Below are 15,522 nucleotides of genomic sequence, written 5' to 3'. Positions count from 1 at the left end.
TCGTCATGACCAACGCACAACCCGAAGAACTTCTGTCCCTGGCCCACGACGTCGTCGACGCGTGGAATCGCCTCGACATCGACACCCTCCGGGATCTGGTGGACGAGAACATCGTCATCGTGCACCAGAACCGGGGAATCGCCTCCACCGGACGGGACCTGATGCTCGACACGGTGAAACGGATGAGTGAGGTGTTCCCGGACCGCAGGATCGGGGAGACGACGCGGTGGGCAGCCACCGGCAATTCCGTCATGCGGGAGACGACGTGGCAGGGGACCGCAACGGCCGACGTTCCGGGGTTCGGCAACGCGGGTGAGTTCTGCACACTCAACGTCCTGTCGATCATGACCTTCGAGAACGGTCGCCTGACCGAGTGGTGTGACTACGGATGAGCGGGCCGGACCGACCATGTCGTCCGACGGCGCTCGGGGAGTGAACCATGGACCTCGAACTCTCAGTGGTGCGTCGCCGCGCCGTGGCAGACCAGATCGTCGAACTCACCCTCGCACCAGCCGGCGGGGGCGCGCTCCCTGAATGGGAGCCCGGTGCGCACATCGACCTCGAACTCGGTGACCTGGTCCGCCAGTACTCGCTGACCGGGCTCGATCACGTGGCCGACCGATGGACGGTCTCGATTCTCCGTGAGCAGGACGGCCGCGGCGGATCATGCTATGTCCACGACCGGATTGTCCAGGGCTCTGCCGTACGGGTTTCCGCCCCACGCAACCACTTCGCGCTGACGGCCGGGTCGAACAGCGTCCTGTTCGTTGCCGGGGGAATCGGCATCACTCCGATCCTGCCGATGATCACGCAGCTCGAGAGCGACGGTCGCGAGTGGAATCTCTTCTACTGCGGACGTTCTCGCCAGAGCATGGCCTATCGCGACGAACTGGCGCGGTTCGGTGAACGCGTGACGTTCTGGGCCGACGACGAGCGGGGTGTGCCGGACCTCGCCACCCTGGTGGCCAAGACCGACACCGAGACCGTCGTGTATGCATGCGGCCCCGGTGGCCTCCTGACGGCACTCGAAACGGTGTGTGCGAGCAAGGAGAACGAACGCATCCTCCGCCTCGAGCATTTCGTGCCGAAGGAGTCGGCTGCAGAGGGCCCGAGCCACGAGTTCGAGGTGGAGTTCGCGCAGAGCGGCGTCACCGCCACGGTGCCCGCGGACCGTTCGATCCTCGCGGTCGCCGAGGAGTTGGGCGTCGACATCCTCTCGTCGTGCGCCGAGGGTACGTGCGGAACCTGCGAGACGCCGGTACTGGCGGGAACGCCGGACCACCGCGACTCGGTGTTGACGGACGAGGAGCGGGCCGGCTGCGCGACCATCATGCCGTGCGTGTCGCGGGCGCTGTCGGCCCGCCTGACTCTCGACGCCTGACCATCCCGTCCGGGATGCACGACCCGAGCCCACACGACATCTTCGATCAGGAGAATCATGACAACCGACATCGACCCTGCACGGCCACTGGCCGGTCAGCGAGTGCTCGTCACCGGAGCGAGCGAGGGAATCGGTCTCGGCATCGCACAGTCGATGGTCCGAGCCGGCGCCCACGTGTTGATCGCGGCGCGGCGACGTCCCCAACTCGAACTGGCCCGCAAGGAACTGGATGAGCTGACCCGGCGGGGGCAGCAGGTCGCGATTGCCGAACTGGACATCAGGGAGTCCGAATCGGTCTCGGCGATGTTCGACGAGGCGGATCGCACCTTCGGCCCGCTGAACGTGCTGGTCGCCAATGCCGGCAGTGGGTCGATGGTGCCCTTCCTCGAGATGACGGAAGAGATCTGGCAGTCGACGATGGACCTCAACCTGGGTGGCACGTTCCGGTGCTGTCATCAGGCTGCGACGCGGATGGCGGCGAGAACGGATCCGGACGAGAACAAGGCGATCCTCGTGGTGTCGTCGATCCGGGCCCTCGGAACCCGCCCCGGCACGATCCACTACGCGACAACGAAAGCCGGCCTCAACCAGTTCGTGCGCGTCGCCGCGTACGAACTCGCTGCCTCCGGCATCCGGGTCAACGCCCTGTCGCCGGGTATCACCGCCACACCGATGGCGCTCGAGCGCAATCCCGAGGTGTTCACCCGAATGGCGGCGACCGTCCCGCTGGGACGCGCGGGAAGTGTCGAGGACATGGGCGCGGCGGCCGTCCATCTCTGCGGTCCCGCCGCTCGGTTCGTCACCGGCGTCAACCATATCGTCGACGGCGGCGAATCACTCTACTGACCCGCCACCATTCCAGCAGAAAGGCATTCGTACCATGCGGCTTCGCGCTCACTTGCGCCGTGTCCTGACCGCGTCGATCGCGGCGCTCGCCCTGAGCGCCTCCGTGGTCGCGTGCGGCGGCGCCGACGATCCGGCGCCGACCTCCGGTGCGGCCGCCGACTTCGGCCCGACGGGCGACGCGGCGTGGCAGGACATCGTCGACAAGGCCGAGCAGGAGGGCTCGGTCACCTTCTACTCCGCTCAGAACACAGCCCAGAACGAGGAGGTGGCGCGGCGGTTCGAGGAGGCGTACGGCATCACCGTGAACGTGGTGCGTGACGTCGAGGCGAATCTGCAGTCCAAGCTGGGTGCGGAGTGGACGACGGGAAACGTTGTCGCCGACGTGGTCTCGCAGACCGGGGTCGGATGGGTCCGGTCGGGGGGAGAAGCCGGGCGGTTCGCTGTCCCCGTCGGGCCCGCGTTCGACACAGCGGAGTATCACCGTGACGTCAACTTCATCGACGACCACTCGTTCGCGACGGCCGCGGCCATCGTGGCCTTCGGGTGGAACACCGACCGCCTGCCGGACGGTCTGACCACCATCGACGATCTGCTCGACCCGGAACTCGCCGGCGGGAAGGTGGGCATCCAGGAGCCGGTGTCGGCGTCACAGGTCGACTTCTACCAGTACTTGGAGTCGAACTACGGCCCGAACTTCCTGGAGCGGCTCGCGGCGCAACAGCCACGAGTCTATCCGGGCATCCTGCCGATCGCGCAGGCACTGACGTCCGGCGAAGTCGCCGCCGGGTTCTCCGGGGCACTGACCGACGAGGTCGCGGACGGCGCTCCCGTCGACTTCGGTGTCCCCGAGAAGCTCTGGGGTGCACGCTTCTACACGTCCGTACTCACTGCGGCGCCGCATCCGAATGCGGCGCAGCTGCTGGCGAACTTCCTCGTGACACCCGCGGGGCAGACCGCGTACACCCGGAAGACGGCGTCGGTGCTGCCCGACGTCGAGGGAGCGGTCGCGACCGTCGATCGGGTGGCGCAACAGGACCTGAGCAAGCTGACTCCGGAGTCGGTCGACGCCTACCGCGCGCGGTGGAAGAGTCTGTTCGTCAGCTGAACGACGAGAGGCCCGAGAAGGAACCGTGACGTCACGGTGTGTGAGAAGGCGGCACGCACCATGATGTCCGGCCTGACCGAGTGTGCTCCGGGCGGCGTGCGCGGCGCGCCGAGCGTCAGGGCCTGTGCCCGCCGGTGATCAGCGGCCACAGTCCGTCCCCGCCTGCGGCGGCCGCGGCCGCGGTCAGGGCGTCGTCCCAGGACCGCACCGACCCGAAGTCACCGCGCCAGGACAGGAGTCGGTTGGTGAACCGGTGCAGGGAGTGTTCGGCGGTGAAGCCGATCGCGCCCATGGCCTGGTGGGCGTTGCGGACGGTGGTCGAGGCCGCGTGGCCGACGCAGGACCGGGCCGCGGCGATCGCGAACTCGGTTGCAGTGGAGTCGAATCCGTGTTCCATCACGGCGGACACCGCGGCTTCGGCCGCGGCGCGGCCGAGGGCGTCGCCGGTGGCGATGTCCGCGACCAGGTGCTGTACCGCCTGGAACGCGGCCACCGGCCGGCCGAACTGGGCGCGGGTGGTGGTGTGCTCGACGACGATGTCGAGCACCCGGCCCGACGCCCCGGTCATCGCCAGCGCGCGCGACAGGGCGCCGCGCAGGTGCAGTTCCCGGGCGACCGTGCCCGGGACCGCGACGCCGTCCAGTGCGGCGAGGTCCACGACGACCCGGTCCCGCGGCTCGCCGGCGAGGTTCGCTGCCTCGGTGAGGCCGACGTCGGTGCGCGCGACCTCCGCGACCCGCCAGCCGTCGCCGGCCGGCCACAGCACGACCATCGTGTCGGCGTCCCGCGCCCACGGCACCCGGTCCGCGACTCCGTCGGTGCCGAGGACCGCGACGGTGCGCACCGCGGCGGGGTCGGCGGAAAGTTCGGCGGTGTCGGCGAGCCACCCCGCGAGCAGGTCGTTCTCGGCGAGGGGGACCGGAGCCGCGCTCGCCCCGGACGCTGCGAGCAGTACCGCGGCCTCGGGCCAGCCGGCGCCGCTGCCCCCGGACTCCTCGCCGGCGGTCAGCCGGGTGAGGCCGAGTTCGCTGAGCGTCGTCCACAGACCGCGATCGAATTCCGCGGTCGGACCGGTGGTCTCGAAGACCTGGTCGAGCATCCGGGTCAGGTCGTCCAGTTCGTCGCTCACCGCATCCCCAGTCCTCGCGCGATGACTCCGCGCAGAATCTCGCTCGTTCCGCCGCGCAGCGTGAAACCCGGCCGCTGCATCGCGCCCGCCGCGACGAGCGCCGCGTACTCGGGCGACGCGCTCTCGCCGCCGAGTTCGTCGGCGAGGTCCGCGATGTCGCCTTCGGTGGCGGTGCCGAGAACCTTCACCACCGACGCCGCGACGTCCGCGTTCTCCCGGCGTTCGAGTGCCTCGGACACGGCGGTCGACATGTGGTGCAGTCCGACGAGGCGACCCACCAGGGCACCGACGCGTGCGTCCGCGGGAATCCGGCCGGTCGCGATCTCGTCGATCGTCGCGGCGAGCAGGGTGAAGGTGGACAGGAACCGTTCCGGGCCACTGCGTTCGAATCCGAGCTCGGAGGTAACCTGCGCCCAGCCCTCGCCGATGGTGCCGAGCACCAGGTCGTCCGGCACGAACACCCCGTCGAGCTGCACCTCGTTGAAGTGGTGATCGCCGGACATCGACAGGATCGGCCGGATCGTCACGCCGGGGGAGTCGAGCAGCACGATGAACTGGCTCAGCCCGGCGTGGCGGTGCGCGGTGTCGAGCGGTGCCGACCTCGCGAGCGCGAAGAACGCGTCCGCGTGATGCGCGCCGGACGTCCACAGCTTGGTCCCGGTGATCGACCAGCCGCCGTCCACCCGCACGGCCTTCGTCCGCACACTCGCCAGGTCGGAGCCGGACTCCGGTTCGGACATGCCGATGGCCCAGCAGATCTCACCGCGCGCGATGCGGGGAAGGAAGCGCTGCTTCTGCTCCTCGGTGCCGAACTTCAGCAGTGACGGCGCCGCCTGCCGGTCCGCGACCCACTGGGCGGCGACCGGCGCGCCGACCGCGAGCAGTTCCTCGGTGACCACGAACCGCTCCATGAAGGTGCGGCCGTGCCCGCCGTACTCGACGGGGATGGTCATCCCGACCCACCCGCGCTCGGCGAGAGCGCGGGTGAAGGCCGGATCCCACCGGGTGAGCCAGGTGTCGACGCCGGGTGTGAAGGACCCGGCGTCGATCCGGTCATGCAGGAATGCGCGGACCTCTGCACGGAGGGCTTCCGTGGCGGGCTCGGGCGCGGTGGCACTCGGAACCAGCGGTGTGTGCATGACGTCCTTCCGGCGTGTCCACAGGTCCAGGTCCTCGGAGATGATCGTCGTCACCTCGCTGGTGTCACCGTAGATCCTGCTGACCCGGGTGTCCTCGTGGAGGCGTGCGCGATGCCTAGATCTTGTAGCTGCGCAGCACGCCCTTGCTGATGATCGTCTTCTGGATCTCGCTGGTGCCCTCGCCGATGAGCAGGAACGGAGCCTCGCGCATCAGGCGTTCGATCTCGTACTCCTTGGAGTATCCGTAACCGCCGTGGATGCGGAAGCTCTCCTGCGTCACCTCGGAGCAGTATTCGCTGGCGAGGTACTTCGCCATCCCCGCCGCGACGTCGTTGCGTTCGCCGGAGTCCTTGAGCCGGGCCGCGTTCACCATCATCAGGTGAGCGGCTTCGACCTTCGTCGCCATCTCGGCCAGCTTGAACGAGATCGCCTGGTGGTCGACGATCGCCTTGCCGAAGGTCTTGCGCTGCTGGGCGTATCGCGCGGCGAGCTCGAACGCGCGAATCGCGACGCCGCACGCACGGGCGGAGACGTTGACCCGGCCCACCTCGACACCGTCCATCATGTGACCGAACCCGAGACCCGGTGTGCCGCCGAGGATGTCGTCGGCGGAGGCGCGGTAGCCGTCGAAGACCAGCTCGGTGGTGTCGATGCCCTTGTAGCCCATCTTGTCGATCTTCCCGGGGATGGTGATCCCGGGGACGACCTCACCGAAGCCGGCGGGCTTCTCGATCAGGAAGGTGGTCAGGTTCTTGTGCGCCTTGTCGGCACCCTCTTCGGTCTTGACCAGAGCCGCAACGAGAGTGGAGCTGGCACCGTTGGTCAGCCACATCTTCTGGCCGTTGATGACGTAGCCGTCGCCGTCCCGGGTGGCGCGGGTGCGGATCGCGGCGACGTCGGAGCCGAGTTCGGGCTCGGACATCGAGAACGCGCCGCGGAGCTCGCCGGTCGCCAGGCGCGGCAGGTAGTGCTGCTTCTGCGCCTCGGTGCCGTGCTGGCGGATCATGTACGAGACGATGAAGTGGGTGTTGATGACACCGGAGATGCTCATCCAGCCGCGGGCGAGTTCCTCGACGCACAGGGCGTAGGTGAGCAGCGACTCGCCGAGTCCGCCGTACTCCTCGGGGATCATCAGGCCGAACAGGCCCATCTCCCGCATCTGGTCGACGATCTCCTGCGGGTAGACGTCGCCGTGCTCGAGTTCCTGCGCGTTCGGGATGATCTCCTTGTCCACGAATGTCCGCACGTTGGCGAGGATGTCGGACTGGAATTCGGTGAGTCCGGGAGTCTGGGCGAGCCGGGTCATGCGTTGGGGTCCTTCTGATCGGTGGAAGCCACGGGGCGGTTGTGCGGGTCCGAGGTTGCGGTCCGGATGACGCCGCGGGCGGTGAGATCGGCGAGTCGGTCGGTGTCGATGCCGAGGCGTTCTGCGAGGACGTCGGCGGTGTCGTCGCCGTTCGCCGGGGCGGGCTGGGGGGCGGTGTGACGTCCGTCGATCGACATCGGCAGCCCGGGCGCGAGATGCGCACCGATCCGGGGCTGATCGACCACGCTGAACATCGGGTTGTCGGTCACCAGCGGGTCGACGGCCAGTTCGCGGAACGTCCGGTACCGCTCGAACAGCACCGAACTCGCCGCCAGCGCGGCGTGCGCCTCCTCCGCGGTGTGCTCGACGAACCAGGAACGGAACAGTCCACCCAGGGTCTCGCGGTGCCGGAACCGGGTGCCCTCGTCACCGAAGTCCACGCCCAGCGCGCATTCGAGCGACTTGATCGCCTCCGTCGTTCCGGTCAGTGCCGCAAGGTCGTTGAAGTGCCGCGTCGTCATGGCGGCGAGCATGAAACGTACCCCGTCGGAGGTGACGACGTCGGTGCCGTACGTGCCGTAGACCGAGGTGCCGAGCCGTTCGCGGTCGGGGCCGCCGAACTGCGCTTCCCCGAGGTACCCGAGGTTGCCGACGGTGGCGAGTGCCACGTCTTCGAGGGGCAGCACGACGCGCGCTCCCGCGCCGGTGGCCTCCCTCCGGCGCACCGCGGACGCGACCGCCAACGCCGTGTACAAACCGGCGGCGACGTCCCATGCGGGCAGCAGGTGGTTGACCGGACCGGAGATTCCCACCGGCCCGGTGGCGAGTGGGAAGCCCGTCGCGGCGTTGACGGTGTAGTCGACGGCCCCGCCGCCGTCCGCGCGCCCGAGCAGCTGTACGTGGATCAGGTCCGGGCGCCGCGCAGCGAGCACGTCGAAGTCCAGCCAGTCGCGCCCGGCCGCGTTGGTCACCAGCACACCGGCGTCGACGATCAGGTCGGCGATCAGGGCCTGCGCCTCGGGATCGCGGAAGTTGGCCGCCAGAGACCGCTTGCCCTTGTTCAAGCTCGCCCAGTAGATGGACTCACCGTCCTCCGTCAACGGCCACCGGCGGTAGTCGGCGGCGCCACCGATCGGGTCGACGCGGGTCACCTCGGCACCGAGCTGGCCGAGGGTCATCCCGGCGAGCGGCACAGCGACGAAGCTCGACACTTCGACGATGCGGGTGCCGGCCAGCGGCAGTCCGGCCGGGGTGGGCGGGTGGGTCACCTGGACACTCTCCTTGGCTGAGGCGGTCGGCACGTCCGACGTGAAACGTGCCCCGTCCATCGTGCACCGATATCTCCCGCTTGCCCCCACACACTTGCCTATGAGCGGATTAGCGCGAGCCAATGGCGCGAGCCGACAGACGGTACGACTGCATAGTCTTCGCCTATATCGCCCATTCGTGGAAAGTTCTTGCCGGTCCCGGTCCGCGCGTGTTTGTGTCGATGTCACAGCGCGGTGTCACCCCGCCGCCGAGGCCGCGGCATCACGTCACCGCTGAGACTTTCGAAAGGCATGGCACAGCAATGGAACTCAAGGGAACCTCGGTCGCCGTCACCGGCGGCGCCTCCGGACTGGGCCTGGCCACCGCGCGGCGGCTCGTCGACGCCGGTGCGCTGGTCACCCTCATCGACCTGCCGACCTCCGACGGTGCCGCGGCCGCCAAGGAGCTCGGTGGACCGACCGAGTTCGCTGCCGCCGACATCACCGACGCCGAGCAGTTCGCCGCCGCCCTCGACGTCGCGGACGCGAAGGACGGTCTGCGGGGTGTCGTGCACTGCGCCGGTGCCGGCCGCAAGATGCGCATCCTCGACAAGGAGGGCAAGGCGGGCTCGCTCGAGGACTTCGAGTTCGTCGTCAAGCTCAACCTGATCGGCTCGTTCAACGCACTGCGTCTCGGTGCCGAGCGCATCGCCCGCCACGACGAGCGGGACGGCGAGCGCGGCGCGATCGTCATGACGGCGTCGGTCGCCGCGTTCGAGGGCCAGATCGGGCAGATCAACTACAGCGCATCCAAGGGCGGCGTCGTCGGCATGACGATCGTCGCGGCCCGCGACCTGGCCACCAAGCGCATCCGCGTCAACACCATCGCCCCCGGCATCATGGACACCCCACTGCTGGCGCGTCTGCGCGAGGACGTCCGCGCCGGCCTCGAGGCGTCGGTTCCCAACCCGTCGCGGTTGGGCAGCGCGAGCGAGTTCGGGCACCTGGCGTGCTCGATCCTCGAGAACGGCTACCTCAACGGCGAGACGATCCGTCTGGACGGCGCGATCCGGATGGCGCCCCGCTAGTTCTCCGGTTCACCGCCCACGATCCGGCCACGCACCAGTTCGGCGAACGCCTGCCCGACCGGTGACAGCGTGGCCGGATCGAAGGCCAGGCCGAACGACCGTGTGATCGGCGGCTGCACCGAGCGGACCACCGCCCGGTCGGCCACCGCTTCGGCCTGGGACCGTTCGATGATCGTGCCACCGAGACCGGCGAGCACCATCGGGATCCGCGCCTCGCGATGATCGACGAGGACGGAGTTGTGCAGCCGCACCCCCGCCCCCCGGATCGCCTCCTGGATCTCGTCCACGACCGAAGGCCCCTGGGGCGCGAACACCATCGGGATGTCGGGCAGGTCGGAGAGCGGGATCGAGCCCTCCGGCAGGATCGTGTCCGGCGGGTACACGAGCCAGTACTCCTGCCTGCCGAGCTCCACCACCTCGAGCCGCGGGTCGTCGATCGGCAGGTGCGCCACCACGAACTCACTGTGGCCGTCGCGGATCAGCGCGGTCGCGGTCGACTCGTCGACCATTTCGCCGAACCCGACGACGACGTCCGGGTAGGCGCGCCGGAACTCCGAGACCAACGGCACCACCTCCGGTGCGAGCGCCGGAAACGCGCTGATGTCGAGGTGGCCCGTCAACCCGCCGCCGAGTGCGCCGAGCATGTCCTGGACGGCCGTGATGTCGCGGAGGATCTTCCGCGCCGGGCCCACCAGGCTGCGGCCCGCCGCACTGAGCACCATCCCCCGACCGACCCGCACGAACAGTTGCACGCCGAGTTCCCGCTCGAGGCCGCGCAGTGCCTGCGAGATCGTCGGTTGGGCGACGCCGAGCGCCGCGGCGGCACCGTTGATGCCCTCGTGCTCGGCAACCGACAGGAAGTAGGCGAGTTCGCGGCGTTCCATCAGCCCGCCACCGTCCCGCTGTGGTGGCCGAGGGCCGCGGCGACGAACGCCTCCGCCGCCGGGGACGCCGGACCCGATCGCAGCACCAGTCCGACCTGACGGGTCAGCGGCGGATCCAGGCTCCGGACCACCGCGTCGGGCATCTGCTGCTCGGCGACCGTGCGGGGCGCCATCGCGACTCCGGCCCCGCGCCGGACCAGTTCCCACGTCGCCGCGGGATGGGAACAGTCCACCACCACGGGGACGTCGTCGCCGAGGACGGTCAGCAGCGGGTTCGAACCACTGCGGCCGCTGACCTCGAGGATCAGCGGCAGTGTGCGGACCAGATCGTGCGAAAGCGGATCGGGGAGATCCGCGGCCAGGGCGGGCGGCACGGCGAGGACGAGTTCCTGCGTCAGGAGAGGGACCACACGCATGTTCGCGGTGTCGGTCGCCAGGTCGACGATCCCGACCTCGGCGTCGCCGCGGCGCAGGCCCGCAACCACCCCCAGGCCGTCGGGAGCGTCGTGGATCCGGACGGTCACGTGCGGGAACCGGTCGCGGAATCGTCGCGCGAGCCCCACCATCGGGTCGATCGAGAAGGTCGACGAGGTGATCACGTCGACACGGCCGGCGTCCAGTTCCCGGACCGCGGCGACCCGTTCCTTGGCGCGTTCGACGTCGGCGAGGATGCGGCGTGCGGCGACGTCGAGCTTGCGGCCGTCCTCGGTCAGGACGAGCTGCCGGCCGCTGCGGTCGAACAGGGTGGTGCCGAGGCGGCGTTCGAGGGTGCGGATGGCCTGCGACAACGACGGCTGGGACACGTACAGGGCGTTCGCTGCCTTGGTGATGCCCCCATGGTCGACCACCGCGACGAAGTAGGCGGCAAGGTGCAGATCCACCGGCCCATCGTAGAACCGGCGGATCCCCACCGCTGTCACGGCCTCGGTGCTGCGGCGACGGCGGGACGCGGCCGCAACGCGACCGGCTCGCCCCGATGGCGGGCGAAGACGGCCCGCGCCTCGTCGGTGATCGACCACGGAGCCCGCGTCGCGCGGTCCATCAGCACGATCGTCGCCTCCGACGACACCGCGGGTCGCGCATCGCCGGTGTCCTGCCCGGCGATCGTCGCGGCCACCGAGAAGCTCGATCGGCCGACGTGCGTGATCCACAGCGTGACCACGACGGGATCGTGGGAGTACCACAGTTCCTTCGTGTACTCGACGGTCTGCTGACCGACGAGCATCCGGGCTTCGTCGCCGAGGATCTCGAGCAGGCCCTCGTGGTAGCCGACCCGTCCGGGTCGCGCGTGCCCGAGGAACACGGTGCGGGCCTCTTCGAGCACCCGCACGATCGACGCGTTGCCGACGTGGCCCGACGGGCTCAGGTCCTCCTGCCGCAACTGGATCCGGACCCGACGGGCGGCGCCGTCGTGCCCGTCGGGTCCGGTGCCGGTCACGCGACGATCAGCGTCACGACTTCGGCGACGCACGCCGGCTTGTCGGAGCCCTCGATCTCGACGACGAACCTCGTGGTCAGGAACGCGCCCGCGTCCTTGCGCTCGAGGGCGACCGGCGTCGCGATCGCCCGGATCCGCGACCCCACCCTGACGGGGGAGGGAAAGCGAACCTTGTTGCTGCCGTAGTTGACTCGCGCGGATCCGGCGTCGATCGAGTACAGCCCACCGCCGAGGACGGGGAGCAGGGACAGCGTCAGGTAGCCGTGCGCGATGGTGGCACCGTACGGGCCGCTCGCGGCACGCTCGGGGTCGACGTGGATCCACTGGTGGTCGCCGGTGGTCTCCGCGAACGCGTCGATGCGGTCCTGCTCGACGGTCATCCACTCGCCGGGGCCGATCGGCTCACCGAGCGCGGCCTCGACGGCGTCGAGGGAATCGAAGTGCGTCATGTCAGGCCACCTTCTCGAAGATCGCGGCCAGGCCCTGGCCGCCGCCGATGCACATGGTCTCGAGGCCGTAGCGGCCGTCGCGGCGGTGCAGTTCGCGGGACAGGGTGCCCAGCATCCGGACGCCGGTCGCGCCGACGGGGTGGCCGAGGGAGATGCCCGACCCGAGGACGTTGGTGCGCTCGTGGTCGGCGTCGGTGAACTTCCACTCGCGCATCACCGCGAGGGCCTGCGCGGCGAACGCCTCGTTGAGTTCGATCAGGTCGATGTCGGCCAGGGTCAGCCCGGCGTTGCGCAGCGCGACCTCGGTGGCGGGGACGGGGCCGATGCCCATGACCTTCGGTGCGACACCGGCGACGCCCCACGAGACCAGCTTGACCAGGGGCCGCAGGCCCAGCTCGGCGGCCTTCTCGGGGGTGGTGACGATGCACATCGCGGCGGCGTCGTTCTGGCCGCTGGCGTTGCCCGCGGTGACGGTGGCGTCGGGGTCGGACTTGACGAGGATCGGCTTCAGCGCACCGAGCGACTCCATGCTGGTGTCGGCGCGGGGGTGCTCGTCGGTGTCGATCACGGTGTCGCCGCGACGTCCCGGGACGGTGACGGGGACGATCTCCTCGGCGAGCACGCCGGCCTGCTGTGCGGCGACGGCCCGCTGGTGCGAGGCCATCGCGAGGCGGTCCTGTTCCTCGCGCGGGATGGAGTACTCGCGGCGCAGGTTCTCGGCGGTCTCGAGCATGCCGCCGGGGACGGGGTAGAAGCGCCCGCCCGCGGTCTCGCGGGCGCGGACCAGTCCGTCGTGGATCTTCACGCCGCCGCGGGCACCGCCCCAGCGCATGTCGGTGGAGTAGAACGCGGCGTTGCTCATGGACTCGGTGCCGCCGGCGACGACGACGTCGTTGGCGCCCGAGGTCACCTGCAGCGCGGCCTGGATGACGGCCTGCAGGCCCGAACCGCAGCGGCGGTCGAGGTGCATGCCGGGCACCGTGATCGGCAGCCCGGCGTCGAGGGCGACGACGCGTCCGATCGCGGGGGCCTCGCTGTTGGCGTTGCAGTGGCCGAGGATGACGTCACCGATCGTGTCCGGAGCGATCCCGGTGCGCTCGAGCAGACCCTTCAGGGCGGTGACGCCGAGGTCGACGGCGGTGAGGGACTTGAACATTCCGCCGTAGCGGCCGATCGGGGTGCGGACGGGTTCGCAGACGACTGCTTCACGCATGGGAGGAGCTCCTTGTGCTCGAGGCTGGAATTCGTGGCCGAGATGTGTTGCAGCTGAACAGGTTCAACGCGTCACATGAACCGTCCGCCGGTCACCTCGAGCAGCGTGCCGGTCATGTAGGACGACAGGTCGGACGCGAGGAACAGCGCGACACCGGCGACCTCGTCGACCTCACCGGCGCGGCCCATCGGGATCTCGGACATCTTCTGGTCCCACGCCTTCTGCGGCATCGCCTCGGTCATCGCGGACCGGATCAGGCCCGGCGCGATCGCGTTGACGCGGACGCCGTGGTGCGCAAGTTCCTTCGCGGCGGCCTTGCTCATGCCGACGATCCCGGCCTTCGCTGCGGAGTAGTTCGTCTGGCCGACCATGCCGACCTTCCCGGACAGCGAGGACAGGTTCACGATCGCGCCCGACTTGCGCTCACGCATGATCGGCGCGGCGAGGCGGATGCCGTTCCAGGTGCCCTTGAGGTGTACGGCGATGACCTGGTCGAACTGGTCCTCGGTCATGTTCCGCATGGTGGCGTCGCGGGTGATACCCGCGTTGTTGACGAGGACGTCGAGGCTGCCGAACGCTGCGAGGGCGGTGTCGAGCATCGCCTGCACCTCGTCGGCGGAGGTGACGTCGCACCGCACGCCGCGCGCGACGTCCTGCCCGCCGAGCTTCTCCGCCGCGTTCTGGACCGCGTCCTTGTCGACGTCGCCGAGCACGACACGGGCGCCTTCCGCGACGAACTTCTCGGCGATGGCGAAGCCGATTCCCTGTGCGGCACCGGTGATCACGGCAGTGCGGTCGGACAGCAGTGGCATGGAGAACTCCTCGTTCATCGTGGGTGTGGCGGGTGCGCGCAGGCGCGGGCGACCGGGTGGGCACGGGTGCCGACCGACTCCGGATCGCTGGGCGAATTCACCCTAACCAGAGGCCGCACCGGCGAGGAAGAGCTCACCGGCCCGATCCCGATTTGCTTTGACTAACGGAGGGGTAGGCGGATTCGTATTGGACGGGGCCGCGCACGCGGGTGAGGGTGGATGCCATGACGACCGTTATTCCCGCCGGCGCCGAGGTCGGTGCCGAGGACTTCGCCGAAATTCTTTCGCAGACCCGGCGCTTCATCCGCTCCGTCGTGGTCCCCCGCGAGCAGGAGATCGCCGACACCAACGCCATCCCCGACGACATCCGTGATGCCGCGAAGGAGATGGGCCTGTTCGGGTACGCGATCCCGCAGGAGTGGGGTGGACTCGGCCTGAACCTGATGCAGGACGCCGAGCTGGCGATGGAGTTCGGCTACACGACGCTGTCGCTGCGGTCGATGTTCGGCACCAACAACGGCATCGCCGGCCAGGTCCTGGTCGGGTTCGGCACCGACGAGCAGAAGCGGCGCTGGCTCGAGCCGATCGCCTCCGGCGAGGTGGTCGCGTCGTTCGCGCTCACCGAGCCCGGCGCCGGATCCAACCCGGCCGGCCTGCGCACCAAGGCTGTGCGCGACGGCGACGACTGGGTGATCAACGGCGACAAGTGCTTCATCACCAACGCCCCCGTCGCGAACCTGTTCGTCGTGTTCGCCCGCACCCGGCCCCGGGACGCGAACGGCGAGGGCATCGCGGTGTTCCTGGTGCCCGCGGAGACGCCGGGCGTCAACGTCGGAGAGAAGGACCGCAAGATGGGGCAGGAGGGTGCGTGGACGGCGAGCGTGAACCTCACCGACGTGCGGGTGCCCGCGGACGCGCTGATCGGTGGCAACGAGGACGCCGGATACAAGGCCGCGATGACCTCCCTCGCCCGCGGCCGCGTGCACATCGCGGCACTGTCGGTCGGCCAGGGGCAGCGTGCGCTCGACGAGTCCGTCGCCTACGCGGCGACCGCCACTCAGGGCGGCAAGCCGATCGGCGACTTCCAGCTGGTGCAGGCGATGATCGCGGATCAGCAGACCGGTGTGATGGCGGGTCGGGCGCTGGTGCGCGACGCCGCGCGGGCGTGGGTCGAGGGGACCGACCGTCGGATCGCGCCGTCGGTGGCGAAGCTGTACTGCACCGAGATGGTCGGCAAGGTCGCCGACCTGGCGGTGCAGATCCACGGTGGCACCGGCTACATGCGTGAGGTTCCGGTCGAGCGGATCTACCGTGACGTGCGGCTGCTGCGCCTGTACGAGGGGACCAGCGAGATCCAGCGCCTGATCATCGGCGGAGGTCTGGTCAAGGCCGCCAAGCAGGCCCTCTGATACTGCCGAGCCGGTGCATCCGGTAGCGGGGGGTCACCGAACGGTGGCCCCCCGCACCCCTTTCCCGCCCGTTCAC

General features: G+C 69.6%; 16 protein-coding genes. 6 read left to right on the top strand and 10 right to left on the bottom strand.

Annotation, left to right across the window (positions count from 1 at the left end; all coding sequences use genetic code 11):
- The first annotated feature begins 5 nt into the window (after positions 1–5).
- From ACFYVR_RS17305 to ACFYVR_RS17290, 4 genes are read left to right on the top strand one after another with little or no spacing between them, the layout of a single operon-like run.
- A complete protein-coding gene (locus tag ACFYVR_RS17305) occupies positions 6–392 on the top strand; it encodes a nuclear transport factor 2 family protein (RefSeq protein WP_387475245.1) in 387 nt (128 codons plus the stop codon).
- A 47-nt stretch (positions 393–439) separates the two neighbouring features.
- Entirely contained in the window at positions 440–1,381 is a 942-nt protein-coding gene (locus ACFYVR_RS17300; RefSeq protein WP_387475243.1) for a PDR/VanB family oxidoreductase, read from the top strand.
- Positions 1,382–1,438: 57 nt separating this feature from the next.
- On the top strand, positions 1,439–2,227 hold the full coding sequence (locus tag ACFYVR_RS17295; RefSeq protein ID WP_387475241.1) for an SDR family NAD(P)-dependent oxidoreductase: 789 nt from the start codon (positions 1,439–1,441) through the stop codon (positions 2,225–2,227).
- 34 nt (positions 2,228–2,261) lie between these two features.
- Complete coding sequence (locus tag ACFYVR_RS17290; protein WP_387475239.1) at positions 2,262–3,332, top strand: ABC transporter substrate-binding protein; 1,071 nt, start codon at positions 2,262–2,264, stop codon at positions 3,330–3,332.
- Positions 3,333–3,447: 115 nt separating this feature from the next.
- Here ACFYVR_RS17290 and ACFYVR_RS17285 read toward each other — a convergent pair whose 3' ends face one another.
- The 4 genes from ACFYVR_RS17285 to ACFYVR_RS17270 all read right to left on the bottom strand — a co-directional run bounded on the left by ACFYVR_RS17285 (position 3,448) and on the right by ACFYVR_RS17270 (position 8,174).
- The gene (locus ACFYVR_RS17285; RefSeq protein ID WP_387475371.1) at positions 3,448–4,431 is read right to left on the bottom strand and encodes an acyl-CoA dehydrogenase family protein; all 984 of its coding nucleotides are present in this window, start codon (positions 4,429–4,431) and stop codon (positions 3,448–3,450) included.
- Positions 4,432–4,457: 26 nt separating this feature from the next.
- Positions 4,458–5,600 carry an acyl-CoA dehydrogenase family protein gene (locus tag ACFYVR_RS17280; protein ID WP_387475369.1) on the bottom strand — a complete coding sequence of 381 codons (1,143 nt, stop codon included), beginning with the start codon at positions 5,598–5,600 and terminating at the stop codon, positions 4,458–4,460.
- Between the two features lie 115 nt (positions 5,601–5,715).
- Positions 5,716–6,906 carry an acyl-CoA dehydrogenase family protein gene (locus ACFYVR_RS17275; RefSeq protein ID WP_387475237.1) on the bottom strand — a complete coding sequence of 397 codons (1,191 nt, stop codon included), beginning with the start codon at positions 6,904–6,906 and terminating at the stop codon, positions 5,716–5,718.
- Positions 6,903–8,174 carry a CoA transferase gene (locus tag ACFYVR_RS17270; protein WP_387475235.1) on the bottom strand — a complete coding sequence of 424 codons (1,272 nt, stop codon included), beginning with the start codon at positions 8,172–8,174 and terminating at the stop codon, positions 6,903–6,905. The genes ACFYVR_RS17275 and ACFYVR_RS17270 overlap by 4 nt, the downstream gene beginning before the upstream one ends.
- Before the next feature lie 302 nt (positions 8,175–8,476).
- Between ACFYVR_RS17270 and ACFYVR_RS17265 the strand changes: the two genes are divergently transcribed.
- Positions 8,477–9,241: an SDR family NAD(P)-dependent oxidoreductase gene (locus tag ACFYVR_RS17265; RefSeq protein ID WP_387475233.1), complete on the top strand. Its 765-nt coding sequence runs from the start codon at positions 8,477–8,479 to the stop codon at positions 9,239–9,241.
- On the opposite strand, the gene ACFYVR_RS17260 is transcribed toward ACFYVR_RS17265, so the two are convergent.
- The 6 genes from ACFYVR_RS17260 to fabG all read right to left on the bottom strand — a co-directional run bounded on the left by ACFYVR_RS17260 (position 9,238) and on the right by fabG (position 14,037).
- Positions 9,238–10,125, bottom strand: coding sequence for a LysR family transcriptional regulator (locus ACFYVR_RS17260; RefSeq protein ID WP_387475231.1), 888 nt, complete (start codon positions 10,123–10,125; stop codon positions 9,238–9,240). The two genes, ACFYVR_RS17265 and ACFYVR_RS17260, sit on opposite strands and share 4 nt — an antisense overlap.
- Complete coding sequence (locus ACFYVR_RS17255) at positions 10,125–11,006, bottom strand: LysR family transcriptional regulator (RefSeq protein ID WP_387475229.1); 882 nt, start codon at positions 11,004–11,006, stop codon at positions 10,125–10,127. Before ACFYVR_RS17255 ends, ACFYVR_RS17260 begins: the two co-directional genes overlap by 1 nt.
- Positions 11,007–11,041: 35 nt before the next feature.
- Positions 11,042–11,563, bottom strand: coding sequence for an acyl-CoA thioesterase (locus tag ACFYVR_RS17250; RefSeq protein ID WP_387475227.1), 522 nt, complete (start codon positions 11,561–11,563; stop codon positions 11,042–11,044).
- The gene (locus tag ACFYVR_RS17245) at positions 11,560–12,012 is read right to left on the bottom strand and encodes a MaoC family dehydratase (RefSeq protein ID WP_387475225.1); all 453 of its coding nucleotides are present in this window, start codon (positions 12,010–12,012) and stop codon (positions 11,560–11,562) included. The genes ACFYVR_RS17250 and ACFYVR_RS17245 overlap by 4 nt, the downstream gene beginning before the upstream one ends.
- A 1-nt stretch (position 12,013) precedes the next feature.
- On the bottom strand, positions 12,014–13,225 hold the full coding sequence (locus ACFYVR_RS17240; RefSeq protein WP_387475223.1) for an acetyl-CoA C-acetyltransferase: 1,212 nt from the start codon (positions 13,223–13,225) through the stop codon (positions 12,014–12,016).
- 71 nt (positions 13,226–13,296) lie between these two features.
- On the bottom strand, positions 13,297–14,037 hold the full coding sequence (gene fabG / locus ACFYVR_RS17235; RefSeq protein WP_387475221.1) for a 3-oxoacyl-ACP reductase FabG: 741 nt from the start codon (positions 14,035–14,037) through the stop codon (positions 13,297–13,299).
- 224 nt (positions 14,038–14,261) lie between these two features.
- Here fabG and ACFYVR_RS17230 point away from each other — a divergent pair, with 224 nt between their 5' ends.
- Entirely contained in the window at positions 14,262–15,446 is a 1,185-nt protein-coding gene (locus ACFYVR_RS17230) for an acyl-CoA dehydrogenase family protein (RefSeq protein WP_387475219.1), read from the top strand.
- Positions 15,447–15,522: the final 76 nt, after the last annotated feature.

This window comes from Rhodococcus sp. NPDC003318 (genome assembly GCF_042879035.1).
Classification (GTDB): Bacteria; Actinomycetota; Actinomycetes; order Mycobacteriales; family Mycobacteriaceae; genus Rhodococcus_G.
The sequence above is the reverse complement of the archived record's forward strand: the minus strand, read 5'-3'. Positions and strand labels throughout refer to the sequence as shown.

What these genes read in the sequence shown, in the direction of transcription:
- ACFYVR_RS17305 (WP_387475245.1), top strand. Translation starts at nt 6, where the DNA reads ATGACCAACGCACAACCCGAAGAACTTCTGTCCCTGGCCCACGACGTC.
- ACFYVR_RS17300 (WP_387475243.1), top strand. Translation starts at nt 440, where the DNA reads ATGGACCTCGAACTCTCAGTGGTGCGTCGCCGCGCCGTGGCAGACCAG.
- ACFYVR_RS17280 (WP_387475369.1), bottom strand. Translation starts at nt 5,600, where the DNA reads ATGCACACACCGCTGGTTCCGAGTGCCACCGCGCCCGAGCCCGCCACG.
- ACFYVR_RS17260 (WP_387475231.1), bottom strand. Translation starts at nt 10,125, where the DNA reads ATGGAACGCCGCGAACTCGCCTACTTCCTGTCGGTTGCCGAGCACGAG.
- ACFYVR_RS17240 (WP_387475223.1), bottom strand. Translation starts at nt 13,225, where the DNA reads ATGCGTGAAGCAGTCGTCTGCGAACCCGTCCGCACCCCGATCGGCCGC.
- ACFYVR_RS17290 (WP_387475239.1), top strand. Translation starts at nt 2,262, where the DNA reads ATGCGGCTTCGCGCTCACTTGCGCCGTGTCCTGACCGCGTCGATCGCG.
- ACFYVR_RS17265 (WP_387475233.1), top strand. Translation starts at nt 8,477, where the DNA reads ATGGAACTCAAGGGAACCTCGGTCGCCGTCACCGGCGGCGCCTCCGGA.
- ACFYVR_RS17230 (WP_387475219.1), top strand. Translation starts at nt 14,262, where the DNA reads ATGACGACCGTTATTCCCGCCGGCGCCGAGGTCGGTGCCGAGGACTTC.
- fabG (WP_387475221.1), bottom strand. Translation starts at nt 14,037, where the DNA reads ATGCCACTGCTGTCCGACCGCACTGCCGTGATCACCGGTGCCGCACAG.
- ACFYVR_RS17275 (WP_387475237.1), bottom strand. Translation starts at nt 6,906, where the DNA reads ATGACCCGGCTCGCCCAGACTCCCGGACTCACCGAATTCCAGTCCGAC.
- ACFYVR_RS17295 (WP_387475241.1), top strand. Translation starts at nt 1,439, where the DNA reads ATGACAACCGACATCGACCCTGCACGGCCACTGGCCGGTCAGCGAGTG.
- ACFYVR_RS17285 (WP_387475371.1), bottom strand. Translation starts at nt 4,431, where the DNA reads ATGCTCGACCAGGTCTTCGAGACCACCGGTCCGACCGCGGAATTCGAT.
- ACFYVR_RS17245 (WP_387475225.1), bottom strand. Translation starts at nt 12,012, where the DNA reads ATGACGCACTTCGATTCCCTCGACGCCGTCGAGGCCGCGCTCGGTGAG.